This window comes from Nonomuraea sp. NPDC003707, assembly GCF_053587055.1.
Genome location: NZ_JBSFNK010000017.1, coordinates 166,809 through 185,362, shown reverse-complemented (window position 1 = coordinate 185,362; position 18,554 = coordinate 166,809). Strand labels below are relative to the sequence as shown.

14 protein-coding genes are annotated in these 18,554 nt (G+C 70.2%); 9 read left to right on the top strand and 5 right to left on the bottom strand.

The features are described from left to right. Nucleotides 1–192: 192 nt before the first annotated feature. Nucleotides 193–441: an acyl carrier protein gene (locus ACWDRB_RS37110; RefSeq protein WP_364264393.1), complete on the bottom strand. Its 249-nt coding sequence runs from the start codon at nt 439–441 to the stop codon at nt 193–195. Nucleotides 442–618: 177 nt separating this feature from the next. Here ACWDRB_RS37110 and ACWDRB_RS37105 point away from each other — a divergent pair, with 177 nt between their 5' ends. The 4 genes from ACWDRB_RS37105 to ACWDRB_RS37090 all read left to right on the top strand — a co-directional run bounded on the left by ACWDRB_RS37105 (nt 619) and on the right by ACWDRB_RS37090 (nt 4,864). Then, a complete protein-coding gene (locus tag ACWDRB_RS37105) occupies nt 619–1,647 on the top strand; it encodes a 3-oxoacyl-ACP synthase III family protein (RefSeq protein ID WP_449901768.1) in 1,029 nt (342 codons plus the stop codon). 119 nt (nt 1,648–1,766) lie between these two features. Beyond that, complete coding sequence (locus ACWDRB_RS37100; protein ID WP_449901765.1) at nt 1,767–3,041, top strand: beta-ketoacyl-[acyl-carrier-protein] synthase family protein; 1,275 nt, start codon at nt 1,767–1,769, stop codon at nt 3,039–3,041. Continuing rightward, nucleotides 3,038–3,820, top strand: a complete 783-nt coding sequence (locus tag ACWDRB_RS37095; RefSeq protein ID WP_449901763.1) for an SDR family NAD(P)-dependent oxidoreductase — start codon at nt 3,038–3,040, stop codon at nt 3,818–3,820. Before ACWDRB_RS37100 ends, ACWDRB_RS37095 begins: the two co-directional genes overlap by 4 nt. Before the next feature lie 72 nt (nt 3,821–3,892). Next, nucleotides 3,893–4,864 carry a zinc-binding dehydrogenase gene (locus tag ACWDRB_RS37090; protein ID WP_449901761.1) on the top strand — a complete coding sequence of 324 codons (972 nt, stop codon included), beginning with the start codon at nt 3,893–3,895 and terminating at the stop codon, nt 4,862–4,864. On the opposite strand, the gene ACWDRB_RS37085 is transcribed toward ACWDRB_RS37090, so the two are convergent. Then, complete coding sequence (locus tag ACWDRB_RS37085) at nt 4,861–5,652, bottom strand: class I SAM-dependent methyltransferase (protein WP_449901758.1); 792 nt, start codon at nt 5,650–5,652, stop codon at nt 4,861–4,863. The two genes, ACWDRB_RS37090 and ACWDRB_RS37085, sit on opposite strands and share 4 nt — an antisense overlap. 68 nt (nt 5,653–5,720) lie before the next feature. On the opposite strand from ACWDRB_RS37085, the gene ACWDRB_RS37080 reads away from it, so the two are divergent. Both ACWDRB_RS37080 and ACWDRB_RS37075 read left to right on the top strand, forming a co-directional pair. Further along, nucleotides 5,721–6,659: a S66 peptidase family protein gene (locus ACWDRB_RS37080; RefSeq protein WP_449901756.1), complete on the top strand. Its 939-nt coding sequence runs from the start codon at nt 5,721–5,723 to the stop codon at nt 6,657–6,659. 104 nt (nt 6,660–6,763) lie between these two features. After that, a complete protein-coding gene (locus ACWDRB_RS37075) occupies nt 6,764–8,683 on the top strand; it encodes an N-acetylmuramoyl-L-alanine amidase (protein WP_449901753.1) in 1,920 nt (639 codons plus the stop codon). Here the strand turns inward: ACWDRB_RS37075 and ACWDRB_RS37070 are convergent. Continuing rightward, nucleotides 8,646–9,542, bottom strand: a complete 897-nt coding sequence (locus ACWDRB_RS37070) for a MurR/RpiR family transcriptional regulator (protein WP_350729495.1) — start codon at nt 9,540–9,542, stop codon at nt 8,646–8,648. The two genes, ACWDRB_RS37075 and ACWDRB_RS37070, sit on opposite strands and share 38 nt — an antisense overlap. 53 nt (nt 9,543–9,595) lie before the next feature. Then, on the bottom strand, nt 9,596–12,178 hold the full coding sequence (gene glgP, locus ACWDRB_RS37065) for an alpha-glucan family phosphorylase (protein WP_449901750.1): 2,583 nt from the start codon (nt 12,176–12,178) through the stop codon (nt 9,596–9,598). A 293-nt stretch (nt 12,179–12,471) separates the two neighbouring features. Between glgP and ACWDRB_RS37060 the strand changes: the two genes are divergently transcribed. The 3 genes from ACWDRB_RS37060 to ACWDRB_RS37050 all read left to right on the top strand — a co-directional run bounded on the left by ACWDRB_RS37060 (nt 12,472) and on the right by ACWDRB_RS37050 (nt 17,676). After that, the gene (locus ACWDRB_RS37060; protein WP_449901747.1) at nt 12,472–14,571 is read left to right on the top strand and encodes an alpha-1,4-glucan--maltose-1-phosphate maltosyltransferase; all 2,100 of its coding nucleotides are present in this window, start codon (nt 12,472–12,474) and stop codon (nt 14,569–14,571) included. 72 nt (nt 14,572–14,643) lie between these two features. Then, on the top strand, nt 14,644–16,347 hold the full coding sequence (gene treS, locus ACWDRB_RS37055) for a maltose alpha-D-glucosyltransferase (RefSeq protein ID WP_364264377.1): 1,704 nt from the start codon (nt 14,644–14,646) through the stop codon (nt 16,345–16,347). 3 nt (nt 16,348–16,350) lie between these two features. Next, a complete protein-coding gene (locus ACWDRB_RS37050; RefSeq protein WP_364264375.1) occupies nt 16,351–17,676 on the top strand; it encodes a maltokinase N-terminal cap-like domain-containing protein in 1,326 nt (441 codons plus the stop codon). A 44-nt stretch (nt 17,677–17,720) separates the two neighbouring features. Here the strand turns inward: ACWDRB_RS37050 and ACWDRB_RS37045 are convergent, their stop codons facing one another. Further along, entirely contained in the window at nt 17,721–18,554 is an 834-nt protein-coding gene (locus ACWDRB_RS37045; protein ID WP_449901744.1) for an NAD(P)-dependent oxidoreductase, read from the bottom strand.

Genomic DNA, 18,554 nt, shown 5'->3' with positions numbered 1-18,554 from the left:
TGTCGCCGATGAGGCGCCGACGCTCATCGCACCCGTGCCCGCGTCTCAACGAGAGGGCACCCCAGCGCGAACGCGCACGCCCCGGGCGGACCGCGGGCAAACGCGAGCACCCACCCGGCCAGGGGGCGAGGGAGCGAGAGCGCCCCTCACGCACGTGTCGCGGTCAGCAGGCGAGGGAGCGGGAACCGTGCTTCACGTACGCGCCACGGCCAAGAGGCGGGCTCGGGTGAGCACGTCGGCGATCGTGCGTACGCCGACGAGGGTTTCGCGAGGCATCGGGCCCCACGTGTCCTCCATGGCGACGTGGAGTTCGGCGAGGTCCAGGCTGTCGGCCTCCAGGTCCTCGCGGAGCCGCGCGTCCAGCGTGACCCGGCTCGGGTGGACCTTCAGGATGCTGACGCAGCGGTCGCGCACCACGGTCAAGATCTCCTCGTCGCTCACACCGGGCCCTTTCCTCGTAGCGGTCTTGTCACTTAGCGTGGCCGGTCGCCCGATAAATGGGCACTCGTGACGCGGAACCCGCCGTTAAGGAGTTGATCAAGTTTCGAGGGTCGTGACGGGCGCCCGCGGGGCCGCGTACCTATCCTGAGCAGCACCTGATCTTGAGGGGGGATGGGCGTGGCCGCGCAGTCCGAGCCGTACCCGAGGCGGTACGCCCACGTGGCCGGGGTGGCGGTGCACCTGCCTGAGGAGAGCCTGACCACGCCGGAGCTGGAAAAGCTACTGGCCGCCCGCAATCCGGGCACGCACATCCCCCGCGGCGCCATCGAGCAAGCCAGCGGCGTGGAGCGGCGGCACGTGGCCGATCCCGGTCAGACGGCCGCCGGGATGGCCGCGGCCGCCGCCCGCACTCTGCTCGAGCAGACCGGGCATGTCCCGCCCGTCATAGACCTGATCATCTATGCGGGGGTGACCGTCGACGCCGTCGAGCCCGCCACCGCGCACATGGTGGCCGCCGAGCTGGGGGCGAGCTGCCCGGTATTCGATGTACGCAATGCATGCAACAGCGTTCTGAACGCGGTCGAGCTGGCCGACACGCTCATCACGGCCGGCCGCTACCGTACGGTCCTCATCGTGTGCGGAGAGGTCGCCACTCCGGCCATCCGCTGGCAGGTCGAGTCGGACGCGGACTTCGTCGCCGCCGGGCCCTCCTACACCGTCTCCGACTCGGGGACGGCCATGCTGCTGGAGGCCAGTGCGGTGCCCGGGGTGCTGGGGCACCGGTTCTGCGCCAGCTCGGCACACTGGGACGCCGCCGTCCTGCCGGTCACGCGTTCCATCTCGGCCGGTTACCAGGTGGGCGCGTTCACCGTGGATCCCGTGGGGCTGGCCGTCGGGGTGCACAAGCTCGACCGGTCCGTGCTGCGGGCGCCGCTGACCGAACGCGGGCTCGACTGGGACGACATGGCGGCGATCTGCGTGCATCAGGCGTCCCTGTCGTCCTTGCACACCTTCTGCGAGGCGGCCGGGATCCCGCTGGGGAAGGTGGTGGTGACCATCGCCGAGCACGGCAATCTCGTCGCCTCCACGATCCCCGTGCAGTTGCACCAGGCGGTCCAGTCGGGCCGGGTGCAGCGGGGCGATCTGGTTGCGCTCGTGGGGGTGGCCAGCGGGGTCAGCGCAGGGACCGTGCTGCTGCGCTGGTGACGGCCTCCAAGACTCCCGGCGCTGAAGGCTGGCGGGTGCCGGTGTGGCGGGGTTGAGGGTGGGGTGAACGGCCGCGACACTACGGAGTTGTCGCGCTACTTTTCGTGACAATGCATGCGATGATCACTTCCATGTGGGACATGCGATCCAGCGGAGGTCCGGTGCGCGCCCGGGTCGCCGTCACCGGCATGGGCGTGCGTACCCCAGCGGGCGCCCATCCCCAGGAGCTGTGGGACACCCTGCTGGCCGGCCGGTCGACGGCGCGTACGATCACCTCGTTCGACGCCGAGGGCCTGCCGGTGGACTTCGCCTGCCAGGTGCCCGACCTCGACCTCGACGGCTACGTGAAGCCCAGGGACGCCCGCCGGATGGACCGGGTCACGCGGCTGGCGTTCTGCGCCGCGACCGATGCCCTGGCAGATGCGGGCCAGACGGCGGCGGGGCCCGAGCGCCGGGCCGTCGTGACCGGGACCGGGTACGGCGGTGTCGCCACCCAGGAGCTCGCCTTCGGCACCCTGGACGAGCGCGGACGCGCCTGGCCGGGCCCCCTGCACATCCCCATGAGCATGCACAACGCCGCCGCCGCCGAGATCAGCATCCGGCACGCGTTCCTCGGCCCGAGCATGTCGGTGGCGACCGCGTGCGCCTCCGGCAGCCACGCCATAGGTGAGGGCATGCGGCTGGTCCGCGACGGGACGGCCGACGTGGTGCTGGCGGGCGGCATGGAGGCGGGGGTGCAGGCCAGCGCGCTGGTGGGGTTCGGGCGGGCGGGGGCGCTGTCGCGCCGCGTGTCGGAGCCCGGACGCGCCAGCCGGCCCTTCGACGCCGATCGCGACGGGTTCGTGCTGGGTGAGGGCGCTGCGTTCCTCGTGCTGGAACGGCTGGAGGACGCGCTGCGCCGGGGCGCCCACGTGTACGCCGAGCTGAGCGGGTACGGCCGGACGTCCGACGGCCATCACCTCACGGCCCCCGACCCCGAGGGCGGCGGCGCGTACCGCTGCATGCGTCACGCGCTGGCCGACGCCGGGATCGCGGCGGCCGACGTCGTCCACGTCAACGCGCACGCCACCTCCACCCGCCTCAACGACGAGACCGAGGCGCGGGCCATCGCGCGGCTGTTCGGCGAGTACGCGGTGCCGGTCACGGGGAGCAAGAGCGTGATCGGCCACGCTCTGGGGGCCTCGGGCGCGATCGAGGCCGTGATCAGCGTGCTGACCCTGATCGAGCGCACCGTCCACCCCACCGCGAACCTCGACCGCCGGGACCCGGCCTGCCCCGTCGACGTCGTGACCGCGCCGCGCCCCGTCGTTCCCGGGCCGGTGCTGTCCAACTCGTTCGCCTTCGGGGGGCACAACGCGACCCTCGTCTTCACCCCGTTCCGGGAGGACCGATGAAACTGGCGGGCACGACCGCCCTGATCACGGGCGCCAGCGGCGGCATCGGCCAGGCCACGGCCCGCGCGCTCGCGCGGCACGGCGTGCACCTGGTCCTGACCGGCCGCGACGCCGGCGTGCTGGAAACGCTGGCCACGGAGGTGGGCGGGCGTGCCGTCCCCGCCGACCTGACGGGCCGCAAAGCCATCGCGAAGATGATGAAGCAGGCCGGACCGGTCGACATCCTGGTGGCCAACGCCGGGGTCATCGCTCCCGCGCGGATGACGGATCACGATCTCGACGAGATCGACCACTACCTGGAGCTCAACCTGCGCGTGCCGCTCGTGATGGCCCGCCTGGCCGCCGAGCGGATGGTGGCCAACGGGCGCGGCCACCTGGTGTTCATGAGCTCGATCGGCGGGAAGATGGCGCATCCGCATCTAGCCGTCTATAACGCGACCAAGCATGGCCTGCGGGGGTTCGGGCATGCGGCCAGGATGGACCTGGCACCCTACGGCGTCGGCGTCTCCGTCATCTGCCCGGGGCTGGTGCGCGACGCCGGGATGCTCACCCGTACCTCGCTGACCGTGCCTTCATGGATGACGCGCAGCCCGCTGCACGTGGCGCGGGCGGTGTGCCGGGCCATCCTGACCGACGCCGCCGAGATCGACGTCGCGCCGCTGCCCGTCCGCGTCGCGGCCGGGCTGGCGAGCGTGTGGCCCGGGGCCGGGGCGCGGGTGCAGCGCCTCATGGGGGTCGAGGGGTACGCCCGCGCCGCCGCCGGCCGCGGCTTCCTGTGACCGGTTGACATCAAGCAAGGTTGAGGTTGCAGGCTCGGAAGACGAGTTGACCGCTGTCTCCGGGAGTGCGCCATGCATGCCGTCGTCCTGCACACCTTCGGCCCCGCCGAGAACCTCCGCTACGAGAGCGTGCCCGACCCCGAGCCGGGGCCCGGCCAGGTTCGCATCGCCGTCAAGGCGGCCGGGGTGCACCTGATCGAGACGACGATGCGGTCAGGGGCGACCGGTGGCATGACGCCGCCGCTTCCCGAGCTCCCGGCGATCTTCGGCGGCGAGGTGGCCGGACGCGTGGACCAGGTGGGTCCCGGGGTGGATCCGTCCTGGATCGGGCGCGATGTGGTGACCGCGTACGGCCGCCCCGGCGGCTACGCGGAGCTGGCGGTCGCGGACGTGACGTCCGTGCACCCGATCGCCTCCGCCTACGAGACGGCCGTGGCCATGGTCGTCACCGGGGTGACGGCGCTGCAGTTCCTGGACGTGGCCAAGCTGACCACTGACGACGTCGTGCTGGTGACCTCGGCGGCCGGCGGCATCGGGCGCCTGATCGTCCAGTACGCGCGCGGCCTCGGCGCCAGGGTGGTCGGCGCGGCGGGCGGGGCCGCGAAGGTGGCGGCCGTACGCGACCTCGGGGCGGACCTCGCCGTCGACTACGACCGGCCGGGCTGGGAGGAGACCGTCGCCAAGGAGCTCGGCGGCCACGCGGTCACCGCCCTGCTCGACGGGGTCGGCGGCGACAGGGCGCGGGCCGCGTTCGGGCTGCTGGCCGACGGCGGCCGCTACGTCACCATCGGCAACGCCTCCCGGCAGGAGTTCCAGCCGGACTCCCGGACGGTGGAGGAGCGCGGCCTCACCGTGACCAACGCCCTGATGCTGCTGCTCGGCGAGCCGAACACGCGGCCGGACTACGAGGTCAGGGCGCTGGCGGCGCTCGCCGACGGCACGCTGACCCCTGCCGTGCAGACGTTCCCGCTCGCGGAGGCGGCGGCCGCCCACGCCGCGCTCGAAAGCAGGCGTACGACGGGCAAGGTCGTGCTCATCCCTTAGCCACGAATCCCCTGAGCCGCGATTGCCTTGGCCGCGATGGCGTACTGCGGATTCTCGGGGCGGTAGGACGAGCCGACGACGGTGAACCCGGCCTCGGCCAGCCGCGCCTCCAGGTCGGCGGGGGTGAACGGCAGGAAGTCGATGGTGTGCCGGTGGTGGCTGAGCGTGCCGTCGGGGTGCTCCTGGACGAACAGGATCTCGGCCAGGCACGGCTCGCCGAAGCTCTCGGGGAAGGTCCAGACGTAGACGCAGGTGGACCGTACGCCGTCCCGCTCGCGCACCCGGTCACCGACCACGATCCGCCGGCGCTCGCGATAGAGCAGCTCCCAGTTGCGGGAGTCGACGATCAGCGTGCCGGTCGGGGACAGCACCTGCCGCATCCCCGACAGCGCCGCCACCATGGCCTCGCGCGACCCCGTGTGGACGAGGGAGTTGCCCAGGCACAGCACCAGCTCGTACGGCCCGGTCACGGCGGCGGGCAGGTCCTCCCACCGGGAGGTGAGCAGCTCCACGCCGGCGGGCACGCGGCGGCGCGCCTCCGCGACCATCTGCGGGCTGCCGTCGGTGGCGGTCACCCGGAACCCGGCGTGCGCCAGCGCCATGGCGTCCGCCCCGATGCCGCAGGCGCAGTCGAGCACGGGGGCGCCCGGCGGCAGGGTGTCGACCACGGCTTGGATGAACTCCCGGCGGGAGACGGACGTGCCGCCGATCACGCCCGGGGCATTCACGACCTCGTCGGCCAAGATCCAGTGGTAGTCGACGGCCAGGTCACGGTAGTAGTCCGACACGAAGCGAGCCTCGCACGATCATCGCACCCGGTCCACCCAATAAAGTCCACCCAATAAGGTGCCAGGCGATGGACACCTTACGAGCTCCCCGCCTGATGTCCGGCGATCGCGTCCGGGTCGTCTCCCCTGCCTCCCCGCCCAACCCCGACCTGGTCGCCGCCGGAGTCGAACTCCTCACCTCGTGGGGCCTCCGGGTCGAGCTGGCCGAGCACGCCTTCGACCAGTGGGGCTACATGGCGGGCCGCGACGAGGAGCGCGCCGCCGACCTGAACGACGCCTTCCGGGATCCGGGCGTACGGGCCGTGTTCGCGACGAGGGGCGGCAAGGGCGCGTACCGGATCGTGGACGACCTGGACTTCGACGCGCTCGCACGGGACCCCAAACCCGTGATCGGCTTCAGCGACATCACCCACCTTCACCTGGCCGTGTGGCGGCACTGCCGCCTGGCCGGCCTGCACGGCCCCTTCGTCAACTGGAACGCGTCCGTCACGGGACCGGCGTCGGCCGAGGCGCTGCGCCGCGCCCTGATGACCACCGACCCCGTCACCGTCCACCGCGACCCGTCCGAGGTCACCGCGCAGATCGGCGCGGCGGGCAGCGCCACGGGCACGCTGATCGGCGGCAACCTGAGCGCGGTCCGCACGCAGGTCGGCGCCGGGCTGCCCAGCCTGGAGGGAGCGATCCTCTTCCTGGAGGACAACCGCGGCACCGGTCTGGGCGAGGTCGACCGCTCCCTGACGCAGCTGTCCCGCTCGGGAGCGCTCGACGGCGTACGGGGCATCGCGCTCGGACAGTTCCGGGGGTTCGAGCAGGACGACGGGGACCCGACGCTGGGCGGCTGGGGCGTCGTGGACGTGCTGCGCGACCACCTCGACCGGCTCGGCGTCCCGATCCTCGGCGGCCTGCCGGCCGGGCACGGCGACAACCCGCCGACCATCCCCATCGGCACGGAGGCCGCGATCGACACGGCCGCGGGCACCCTGACCGTGCAGGCCGCCGTGCGGTGATCCGCGTTAAGCGATGAAGAATCTCTTCGCAAAGATCTCGCTTACGAAGGAAAATGTTGAGACGCTGATCTGCACCAGGTGCCCCCAGCCCCAAGGAGTGGTTCATGCGCCGCCTATTGGCGATCTCCGCGGTCGCCGCGCTGCCCTTAACTTCTGGCATCGTCCCAGCTCACGCCCAGGATCCCGCTGATCGGCAGCAGGCCTTCACGGCCGCCGCGCAGGAGTTCAAGGTCCCCGAGAGCGTCCTGCTCGGCGTGTCCTACCTGGAGTCGCGGTGGGAGGCCCATGCCGGGCAGCCGTCCAACGACGCCGGGTTCGGGCCCATGCATCTCACCGACGCCACCGCGTACACCGCGTCCAACCATCACAGCGACGGCGAGGAGGATGCCCGGGGCGACGAGAACCGGCCCCTGCCCGCCCCCGAACCCCAGCAGTCCTCCGTCGCGATCCCCGCCTCCCTCCGCACCATGGAGAAGGCCGCGGAGCTCACCGGCGAGACCCACGAGCGGCTGCGTACGGACGACGCCGCCAACATCCGGGGCGGCGCCGCGCTGCTCGCCGACTACCAGAAGGCGCTCGGCGCGCCGCTGAGCGACAACCCCGGCGAGTGGTACGGCGCCGTCGCCAAGTACTCCGGAGCCCAGGAGGACGAGGCGGCGAAGTTCTTCGCCGACGAGGTGTTCGCGACGATCAAGGACGGCGAAGCGCGCACCACGGACGACGGGCAGCGGGTCGCGCTCCCGGCCGTGCCGGACCTGGAGAAGATCGAGAAGTGGCTGGAGAAGCTCGGTCTGCGCCCGTCCAGGAAGGACGGTGTGGAGTGCCCGATCACCGTCTCCTGCGAGTGGATCCCGGCCGCCTACCAGGAGCTGCCCCCGAACAACTACGGGCACTACGACCTGGCCAACCGGCCGTTCAGCCAGAAGATCGAATACATCATCATTCATGACATGGAGGGCTACTTCGACTCCTCCATCGACCTGAACGAGAACCCCAAGTACGGCGCGAGCTGGCAGTACTCCGTGCGCTCCAGCGACGGCCACATCGCCCAGCACATCAAGGGCAAGGACGTCGCCTGGCAGGCCGGCAACTGGTACGTCAACGCCAAGTCCATCGGCATCGAGCACGAGGGCTTCCTGGCCGAGGGCAGCACCTGGTACACCGAGGCGATGTACCGCTCGAGCGCCCGGCTGGTCCGCTACCTGGCGTTCAGGTACGGCATCCCGCTCGACCGCGCCCACATCCTGGGCCACGACAACGTCCCCGGCACGCTGCCCACGACCGTGAAGCAGATGCACGAGGACCCGGGCCCGTTCTGGGACTGGGCGCACTACTTCCAGCTGATGGGCGCCCCGTTGCACCGGTTCGGCGGGCCCAACTCCGGCTCGGTCATGATCAAGCCGGACTTCGCGACGAACAAGCCGTACTTCTACGGGTGTGACCGCAAGAACCCGGAGAACGCCTGCCCGCCGCTCCCCGCGAGCACGGTCTGGCTGCGCACCGAGCCGAGGGCGGACGCGCCGCTGGTCAAGGACATCGGCAAGCACCCCACGGGCGAGTCCCTCTACAGCGTGTACGACCACAGCGCCCGCGCCACCACCGGCCAGCGCTTCGCCGTGGCCGAGCGCCAGGGCGACTGGACGGCCATCTGGTACCTGGGTCAGAAGGCGTGGTTCCTCAACCCGGCGAGCGCGCCGACCGCCGTCCCGTCGGCCGGCCTCGTGGTCACCCCGAAGCCGGGCAAGGCCACCGTCCCGGTGTTCGGCAGGGCGTACCCGGAGCAGGAGGCGTACCCGGCGGACATCCCGTACCAGGCGGTGACCCCGCTGCAGTACACGTTCTCGGCAGGCGAGAAGTACACGCTCGCCGGGGCGGCGCCCGCGGAGTACTACCGGGCGGTCACCTTCACCATGGACCAGGACCACAAGGTGGTCCGGGGCAAGACGAAGTACCTGCAGATCCAGTTCGGCCACCGCGTCATGTTCGTCAAGGCTGACGACGTGCAGGTGACGTTCTCCGGGTGAACTCCTTGACGGCGCGCCTGGTGCTCGCGAGCGCCTCCTGAGAGGAGTCGTACGTGCGCTGGGCGACGCCGACGAACACGCAGTCGACGACGAGGAGCTGGCTGATCCGGCTGGCCAGGGCGCCGGGACGGAACTCCGTCTCGCGCCCGGCGGAGATCAGCACGTGTTCGGCCAGCTCCGCGATGGACGAGCGCGGGTTGTTCGTGATGGCGACCGTGGTGGCCCCGGCCTCCTTGGCCCGGGTCAGCGGCTCGATCACGTCGGGCGTCTCCCCCGACGTGCTGATGCCGATCGCGACGTCGCCCTCCCTGAGCAGCACCGCGCTGGTCAGCGCCAGGTGCGCGTCCTGGAAGGCGTGGCTGGACAGCCCGATGCGCAGCAGCTTCTGCGCGACGTCCTCGGCCACCAGCCCGGAGGCGCCCACGCCGTACGCGTCGATCCGCCGGGCACCCACGATGGCGTCCACGACCAGGCCCAGCCGCTCGGAGGTCAGCTGGGCCACGGTGTCGTTGATCGCCTCCGACTCGGCCCGCGCGACCTTCTGGATGACCTCCGACAACGGGTCGTCCGGTGCCAGGTCGCCGGGCACGAGCCGGTCGGGCTGCGCGGCGGCAGCGGCTAAGGCCAGCCGGAGCTGCGGATATCCCGCGAACCCGAGCAGCCTCGCCGTGCGCACGATCGTGGCCTCGCTGGTGCCCGAGGCGGCGGAGAGCTCCGTGATGGTGCTCCTGGCCACCGTCGCGGGGTCCTCCAGGATGAGCCGGGCGACGGTCTGCGCGGCCGGCGTCAGGGACGGCAGCACACCGCGGACCGTGGCCACCAGAGTGTCGGCCCGCATGCCGTTCCCGCTGTCGTCCACGTCCTGATTATGCCGTCCGTTTAACGCGATATGCCGTTCGCGGGTGCCCCTGATTAACGCAATGTGCCATTTGTCATGCCCACGGGCTCCTCCGGCACGGCGATCAGGCCGAGCTCGGCGGGGGTGGCCACGAGCGGGTGGAAAGGAACGACGCGCACGGTGTATCCGAACGCTCCCGTCCGGTCGAGCGGCACCGTGCCCGTGTAGTGGGCCCGGCCGTCGTCGCCCGCCGACGCGACGGTCAGCTTCGCGTACGTCGGACGCATCAGCTCGTCGTGCGGCCCGACCTTGCCGTAGGCGGCCTCGACCAGCACGTCGTCAGGCTCCAGGTCGCCGAGCGCGATCGTGGCGTGCAGCTCGATGGAGGCGCCCACCTCCGGCGTGTCCCCCACGCCCGAGGCCTCGACGTGCTCGACGCGCACCCCCGGCCAGGCCCTGGTGACCCGGACCCGCCAGGCCGCGAACGCCTTCGCGGGCGCGTACGAGTCGGCCGACAGCGCGTTGGCCGCGGCGGCGGCCGGGTTGTACAGGTCGACCACGTAGTCGCGCAGCATGCGACCGGCCAGCACCTTGTGGCCCAGCGAGGTGAGCGTGTGCTTGACCATCTCCAGCCAGCGCCGCGGCAGCCCGTCCACGGGACGGTCGTAGAACCGGTCGGACACCTCGTGCTCGATCAGGTCGTAGAGGGCGGCGGCCTCCAGCTCGTCGCGCCGGTCGGTGTCCGTCACGCCGTCGGCGGTCGGGATCGCCCAGCCGTTGGTGCCGTCGTACCACTCGTCCCACCAGCCGTCGCGGATCGACAGGTTGAGCCCGCCGTTCAGCGCGGACTTCATCCCCGAGGTGCCGGACGCCTCCAGGGGGCGCAGCGGGTTGTTCAGCCAGACGTCGCAGCCCTGGGTCATGAGCTGGCCGAGCGCCATGTCGTAGTCGGGCAGGAAGACGATGCGGTGGCGCACGTTCGCCTGATCGGCGAACTTGACGATCTGCTGGATCAGCTTCTTCCCGCCCTCGTCCGCGGGGTGCGCCTTGCCGGCGATCACGATCTGGACCGGCTTGTCCGGGTCGAGCAGCAGCTCGGTGAGCCGCCGGGGATCGCGCAGCATCAGCGTCAGCCGCTTGTACGACGGCACCCGCCGGGCGAAGCCGATGGTCAGCACGTCGGGGTCGAGCGCGTCGTCGATCCACCCGAGCTCGGCGTCCGAGGCGCCGCGCTCGCGCCACGACCTGCGCAGGCGCACCCGGGCGCCCTCGACGAGCCGTTGCCGCAGCGTGCCCCTGATCTGCCAGAGGTCGGCGTCGGAGATCTTCTGGATGCCCTCCCAGCCGCGGGCCCGCTCCAGCAGCGAGGGCAGCTCGCGCTCGGCCAGCTCCATGAGCTCCCTGCCGACCCAGGTGGGAGCGTGCACGCCGTTGGTGATCGACCCGATCGGCACCTCGGCCACGTCGAATCCGGGCCAGAGATCCTTGAACATCTCCCGGCTGACCTGGCCGTGCAGCACGGAGACGCCGTTGACCCGCTGGGCCAGCCGCATGCCCATGACGGCCATGTTGAACCGGGTGGGATCGGCCTCGGCGCCCAGCGCCAGGATCCGCTCGACGGGCACGGTCGGCCAGGCGTTCGCGCCGCCGAAGTGGCGCTCGATCATGTCCACGGGGAACCTGTCGATGCCCGCGGGGACGGGCGTGTGCGTGGTGAACACCGTGCCCGCCCGCACCGCCTCCAGCGCCTCGTCGAACGAGAGCCGCGCCTCGGTGAGCTCGCGGATGCGCTCCAGGCCGAGGAAGCCGGCGTGTCCCTCGTTCGTGTGGAACACCTCGGGATCGGCATGCCCGGTGATCTTGCAGTACGCCCTGATGGCGCGTACGCCGCCCACGCCCAGCAGCAGCTCCTGCATGAGCCGGTGGTCGGTGCCCCCGCCGTAGAGGCGGTCGGTGATGTCGCGGGCGGCCGTGTCGTTCTCGGCCACGTCGGAGTCGAGCAGCAGCAGCGGCACCCGCCCGACCTGCGCCACCCACACCTGCGCGTGCAGCTCGCGCTCGCCGGGCAGGGCGAGGCGGATCTTGACCGTCTCGCCGGCGGCGTCCTTCAGCAGGCTGAGCGGCAGGCCGCCCGCGTCGAGCGACGGGTAGTGCTCCAGCTGCCAGCCCTCCGGCGACAGCGACTGCGTGAAGTAGCCGTGGCGGTAGAGCAGGCCGACCGCGAGGATCGGCACGCCCAGGTCGCTGGCGGCTTTGAGGTGGTCTCCGGCCAGGATGCCGAGGCCGCCCGAATACTGCGGGAGGGCGGCGGCGATGCCGTATTCGGGGGAGAAGTACGCGATGGCCCGCGCCCCGTCGGGAAGCGTCTGGTACCAGCGCGGGGAGGTCATGTATTCGCGGAGGTCGTCGGCCGCGTCGGCGAGGCGGCGCAGGAAGCGGCGATCTGCGGCCAGCTCGCTGAGCCGGGCGGGGGTGACGGCGCCGAGCAGGGCCACGGGGTCGTGCCCGACCTGCTCCCAGAGCGCGGCGTCCACCTCCGCGAAGAGGTCCAGCGTCTCCGGGTGCCAGGACCAGCGGAGATTATGGACGAGCTCGCCGAGGGCGGCCAGCTCCGCGGGCAGGACGGTGCGGACGGTAAACCGGCGGATTGCTCTCACGTTTCTGCACCCTACGGGCTAGGAGGGACCTCTCAGTCCTTCACCCCCAAGAAGGCCGTTCAAACCCCTTCCGGGAACAAGCATGAAGACGGACGATTGGGGCAACTTTCCTGAATGTTGGCACTCCCGCGGACACACTCGGGAGGTCTATCCGCTGCTGTCCACAATTTACATGCAAGGATCGTTCCGACCACGGTGGTTCGCTTCCAGCGGTCCACCGCCGGGACGCGGAGTCTGCACCCACGGAAAGCCTCCGGCGGCACCGAGCGCGCCGTCGCCAACCCTTGAATGCGATGATCGGACGAATTCCCATCACGGACATCTCCCCCGTCGTCGACTGCGGGCAGTGGCCCGCCAAGGCGGTCGCCGGCGAGACCTTCGAGGTCTCGGCGACCGTGTTCAGAGAGGGCCACGACGCCGTGGCCGCGGGCGTGGTGCTCACCTCGCCCGATGGGCAGCGTGCCCGTCTGAAACGGATGCGCGAGCTCGCCCCCGGCACCGACCGCTGGGGCGTGGAGGTCTCCCTTCCCGCCGAGGGTGACTGGCTGTTCCGGGTAGAGGCGTGGAGCGACCCGATCAGCACATGGCTGCACGACGCCGAGATCAAGATCCCTCGCGGCATGGACGTCGATCTGATGTGCGAGGAGGGCGCCCGGCTGTTCGAGCGGGCGGCGAAGGCCGTGCGCACGGCCGACTGCCCCAACGGCAAGCCCAAGAACGGCTCGAACGGCTCCAACGGCGGCCCGAACGGCCGCTCCAAGGGGAACGGCAACGGCGACAGCGCCTGCGGGCACCGTGCCGCCCTGCTGTCGGTCTCCGCCACGCTGCGCGACGAGGACCTGGACCCCAGGGCCCGGCTGTCGATCGCGCAACTGCCGGAGACGGCCGCGCTGCTGGAGTCGCACCCGTTCCGGGAGCTGGTGACCAGGTCGAAGTCGAACAAGATCAGGGTGGACCGGCGCCGGGCGCTGTACGGCTCCTGGTACGAGTTCTTCCCCAGGTCGGAAGGCGCGGTCGTCAACGAGCTCGGCATCTCCAAATCCGGAAATTTCCAGACTGCTGCCAAGCGCCTCCCCGCCATCGCCAAGATGGGCTTCGACGTCGTCTACCTGCCGCCGATCCACCCCATCGGCGCGACGTTCCGCAAGGGCCGCAACAACACGCTCAGCCCCGAGCCCGACGAGCCCGGCTCCCCCTGGGCCATCGGCTCCGAAGACGGCGGCCACGACGCCATCCATCCCGACCTGGGCACGTTCGAGGACTTCGACGTGTTCGTCGGCCGCGCCAAAGAGCTGGGCATGGAGATCGCGCTCGACCTCGCGCTCCAGTGCTCGCCCGACCACCCGTGGGTGAAGGAGCACCCCGAGTGGTTCACGATCAGGGCCGACGGCTCCATCGCCTACGCCGAGAACCCGCCGAAGAAGTATCAGGACATCTACCCGGTCAACTTCGACAAGGACCCCGAGGGCATCTACGCCGAGGTCAAGCGGGTGCTGATGCGCTGGATGGCCCACGGCGTGCGGATCTTCCGGGTGGACAACCCGCACACGAAGCCGGTCGGGTTCTGGGAGCGGCTGCTGGCCGACGTGCACACCACCGACCCCGACGTGATCTTCCTGTCGGAGGCGTTCACCAGGCCCCCGATGCTGCGCATGCTGGGCAAGGTCGGCTTCCACCAGTCCTACACGTACTTCACCTGGCGCAACACCAAGCCCGAGGTGGAGTCGTACCTCATGGAGCTCTCCCACGAGACTCCCACCTACGTGCGCCCCAACCTCTTCGTGAACACGCCGGACATCCTGCACGAATACCTGCAGCACGGCGGCATCCCCGCCTTCAAGATCAGGGCGGTGCTGGCCGCGCTCGGCTCGCCGAGTTGGGGGGTTTACTCCGGATATGAGCTTATAGAGAACATTCCGGTACGCCCCGGCAGCGAGGAATACCTCGATAGCGAGAAATATCAGTACAAACCTCGCGATTGGGTTACCGCCGAACGTGAGGGGTGGAGCCTGGCGCCCTTCATCACCCACCTGAATTTGTTCCGAAGAGCGCATCCCGCACTGCAGGAATTGCGTAATCTACGGATCCACAGGGTCGACCAGCCGGACATCGTCTGCTTCTCGAAGCGGCTTCCCGGCGCCTATGATCCGGCCACGCGCAGGCACGGGCCGGGCGACGTGGTGCTGGCGGTCGTCAACCTGGATCCGCACCATACCCACGAGGCGACCGTAGAACTTGACCTTCCTGCCATCGGACTCGACTGGAACGCCGAGTTCGTCGTGGACGACGAACTCTCGGGTGAGTCGTACCGCTGGCGGCAGAGCAACTACGTGCGCCTCGATCCCCACATCCAGCCTGCCCATATCCTCAACGTCCGAGCCGCTCCACGGTAAGAACTGAATTCAGCGGGGAGTCTTCAACGTGTGTGAAAGCGCCTCCGTCATGAGCCACTCCCGGAGTGGCTCATGAGCTCAACCACACCCATTCCCAACACCTTTGACGAGGAAAAGCCGCGCGATCCGTACTGGTACAAACGCGCGGTTTTCTACGAGGTCCTGATCCGGGGTTTCGCCGACTCCAACGGCGACGGCACGGGCGACATCAGAGGTCTCATCGACAAGCTCGACTACCTCCAGTGGCTCGGGGTCGACTGCCTCTGGCTGCTGCCGCTCTTCGAATCGCCGCTGCGCGACGGCGGCTACGACATCGCGGACTTCATGAAGATCCTGCCCGAGTTCGGGGACCTGGGAGACTTCGTGAAGCTCGTGGACGAGGCGCACAAACGCGGCATGCGCGTCATCGCCGACCTCGTCATGAACCACACCAGCGACGCCCACCCGTGGTTCCAGGCCTCGCGCCACGACCCCGAGGGGCCGTTCGGCGACTTCTACGTCTGGTCCGACTCCGATGAGAAGTACCAGGACGCCCGGATCATCTTCATCGACACCGAGACGTCCAACTGGACCTACGACCCGGTGCGCGGCCAGTACTACTGGCACCGCTTCTTCCACCACCAGCCGGACCTCAACTACGAGAACCCGGACGTGCAGGAGGCCATGCTGGAGGTCCTGCGCTTCTGGCTGGACCTGGGCATCGACGGGTTCCGGCTGGACGCGGTGCCGTACCTCTTCGAGGAGGAGGGCACCAACTGCGAGAACCTGCCGAGGACCCACGAGTACCTCAAACGGATCAGGGCCGAGATCGACCGGATCTACCCCGACCGGGTCCTGCTCGCCGAGGCCAACCAGTGGCCGTCGGACGTGGTGGAGTACTTCGGCGACCCAGTGGGCGGCGGGGACGAGTGCCACATGGCCTTCCACTTCCCGCTGATGCCGCGCATCTTCATGGCCGTACGCCGGGAGTCTCGCTACCCCATTTCCGAAATCTTGGCGCAAACGCCGAAAATTCCGGAGCACTGCCAGTGGGGGATCTTCCTCCGTAACCACGACGAGCTGACGCTCGAGATGGTCACGGACGAGGAGCGCGACTACATGTACGCCGAGTACGCCAAGGACCCCCGCATGCGGGCGAACGTCGGCATCCGCCGCCGCCTGGCGCCCCTGCTGGAGAACGACCGCAACCAGATCGAGCTGTTCACCGCGCTGCTCCTGTCGCTGCCCGGCTCCCCCGTGCTCTACTACGGCGACGAGATCGGCATGGGCGACAACATCTGGCTCGGCGACCGCGACGGCGTGCGCACGCCCATGCAGTGGGACCCCGACCGCAACGCCGGCTTCTCCGACTGCGACCCCGGCCGGCTCTACCTGCCGGTCATCATGGACCCGATCTACGGCTACCAGGGCCTGAACGTCGAGGCCCAGCAGCGCAACGCCGGCTCGCTGCTGCACTGGACCAAGCGCATGATCGAGATCCGCAAGCGGCACCCGGTGTTCGGGCTGGGCGGTTACGCGGAGCTCAACTCCTCCAATCCCAGCGTGCTCGCGTTCGTCAGGGAGCTGGGAGACGACCGGATGCTCTGCGTGAACAATCTGTCACGCTTCCCCCAGCCGGTCGAGCTTGACCTGCGGAGATTCGTCGGCGTCTCCCCCGTGGAGACGATGGGTGGGGTCCCATTCCCGGCAATTGGCGAACTTCCGTATCTTTTGACGCTTCCTGGGCATGGGTTCTACTGGTTCACACTCCCGCCGGCTATCACCCAGGAGGAGTAGGACGTGCTGAGCGAGCCCCTTGCCGCATGGATCGGTCGTCAGCGTTGGTTCGGCGGCAAGGGGCGGGTGATCGACGAGTTGTCGATCGAATCGGACGTCGAACTGACGTCCGGGCTCAGACATCTGATCGTCGCCGTGTGGCAGGAAGGCTCGCGCGACCGCTACCAGATCCTGCTCGGCGAGCGGGCAGAGCTCCCCGACCGCCTGTCCCACGCCCTCATCGGCACCATCGGCGACACCTACCTCTACGACGCCGTCCACGACTCCGAGCGCATGAGCTGGCTCCTCGAAGGCATGGCCCACGACGTGAGCGGCAACGGCCTGCGCCTGCGCCACGTGCCGGAGGCCGCCATCGACACCTCCCAGCGCAGCCTGGTGCTGGGGGCCGAGCAGTCCAACACCTCGCTCGTGTACGGGGACGCGTACATCTGCAAGCTCTTCCGCCGCCTCATCCCCGGCGTCAACCCCGAGCTGGAGATCGTCACGGCGCTGGCGGCCAGGGGCGCGCCGCACGTCGCGCAGCCGTACGGGTGGATCGAGACGGACCTCGACGGCACCGACACCACGCTCGGCTTCATGCAGGAGTTCCTGTCCAACGCCAACGACGGCTGGGATCTCGCCCTGGCCAGCGTCCGCGACCTGTACGCGTCGCTCCCCGAGCTGCCGGCGTCCGACGCGGGCGGCGACTTCGCGGCCGAGTCGCTGCGGCTCGGCAGCGCCAGCGCGCGGGTGCACCACGAGCTGGCCGCGGCCTTCCCCACGGACGTCATCGAGTCGCACGAGGTCAAGCGCATGGCCGAGGCGTTCCGGCGAAAACTGGGCCGGGCCGCCGCGGAGGTGCCCGAGCTGCGCCAGCACGTGACCGCCATCGAGGACGCCTATCACCAGGTGGAGCTGCTCACCCACGAGGTGCCCGTGCAGCGGGTTCACGGCGACTTCCATCTGGGCCAGGTCATGCGCACGCCCACGGACTGGGTGGTGCTGGACTTCGAGGGCGAGCCCGGGCAGCCGCTGGCCGAGCGCAGAGCGCTGTACTCGCCGCTGCGGGACGTGGCGGGGATGCTGCGCTCGTTCGACTACGCGGCCAGGCACCTGCTGGCCGGCCACTCCCAGGCCGAGCGGCTGGAGCCGCGGGCCCAGGAGTGGGCGGACCGCAACCGGGCGGCGTTCCTGGAGGGCTACGCCGAGGGCGGCGGCGTGATCTCGCGGAGCGACGCGGCGCTGCTGCGGGCGTTCGAGCTGTCCAAGGCGGTGTACGAGGTCGTCTACGAGGCCCGTAACCGCCCGTCGTGGATCTCCATCCCCCTGGCCGCCTTCCGCCCCCGCTAGAGCCCCTCCCCGCCAGAGCCCTTCCCCGCCAGACTCCCTCCGCGTTAGAGCTCCTCCACCAGCCCCGACAGGCCCTCGTGGCTGAGACCGCGGGCCACGCGCCGGTCGATGACGGTCTTCATGGGCAGGAGCAGGTCCGGCTTGACGCCCTGCTCCTCGAAGGCGCGGACGAGGTTCTCCATGCCCGCCCTGTTGACCTCCAGGTTGGACACCTCGGTCCGGTAGTCGCCCGACTCGATCTCCGCCGCCCAGCGGGGCAGCATCGAGCCCATCGCGTTGAGCCACGGGACCAGCAGTTCCGCGGTGAACTCCGTCAACGGGTATTTCGCCGACCTCACCAGGGCGAGGGCTTCCAGGGAGCCGGCTATCTGGCCGTACATGCCGGTCAGCATGGCCAGGTCGAGCAGCGGGGCCATGCCGGGGTCGTCGCCGGTGTAGCGGGCCCCGGCCATGGCCCCGAACGCCTGCTCATAGCGCTCGAACGCCGGCTGCGAGCCGCTGTAGAGGATGAGCGCCCCCGGCTTGGCGATCATCTGGGGCACCGCCATGATGCCCCCGTCCAGGTAGTCGCCGCCGCGCTCGCCCACCCAGGCCGCCATCTCGCGGGCCTCGGCGGGGCGGCCGGTGGTGAGGTTGGCGACGACGTGGCCCTCCAGCGGGACGTCCCTGAGCGTCTCCAGGACGGAGGGGTAGTCAAGCAGGCAGACGATCACCAGCGGGCTCGCCTCGACGGCCTGCGCCGGGGTGGCCGCCCGGGTCGCGCCCTTGGCGACGAGGGGGTCGGCCTTGGCCGGTGTACGGTTCCACACGGTGACGCGGTGGCCCGCCTCGATGAGGCTCACCGCGAGCGCGGTGCCCATGAGACCGAGGCCGAGCAC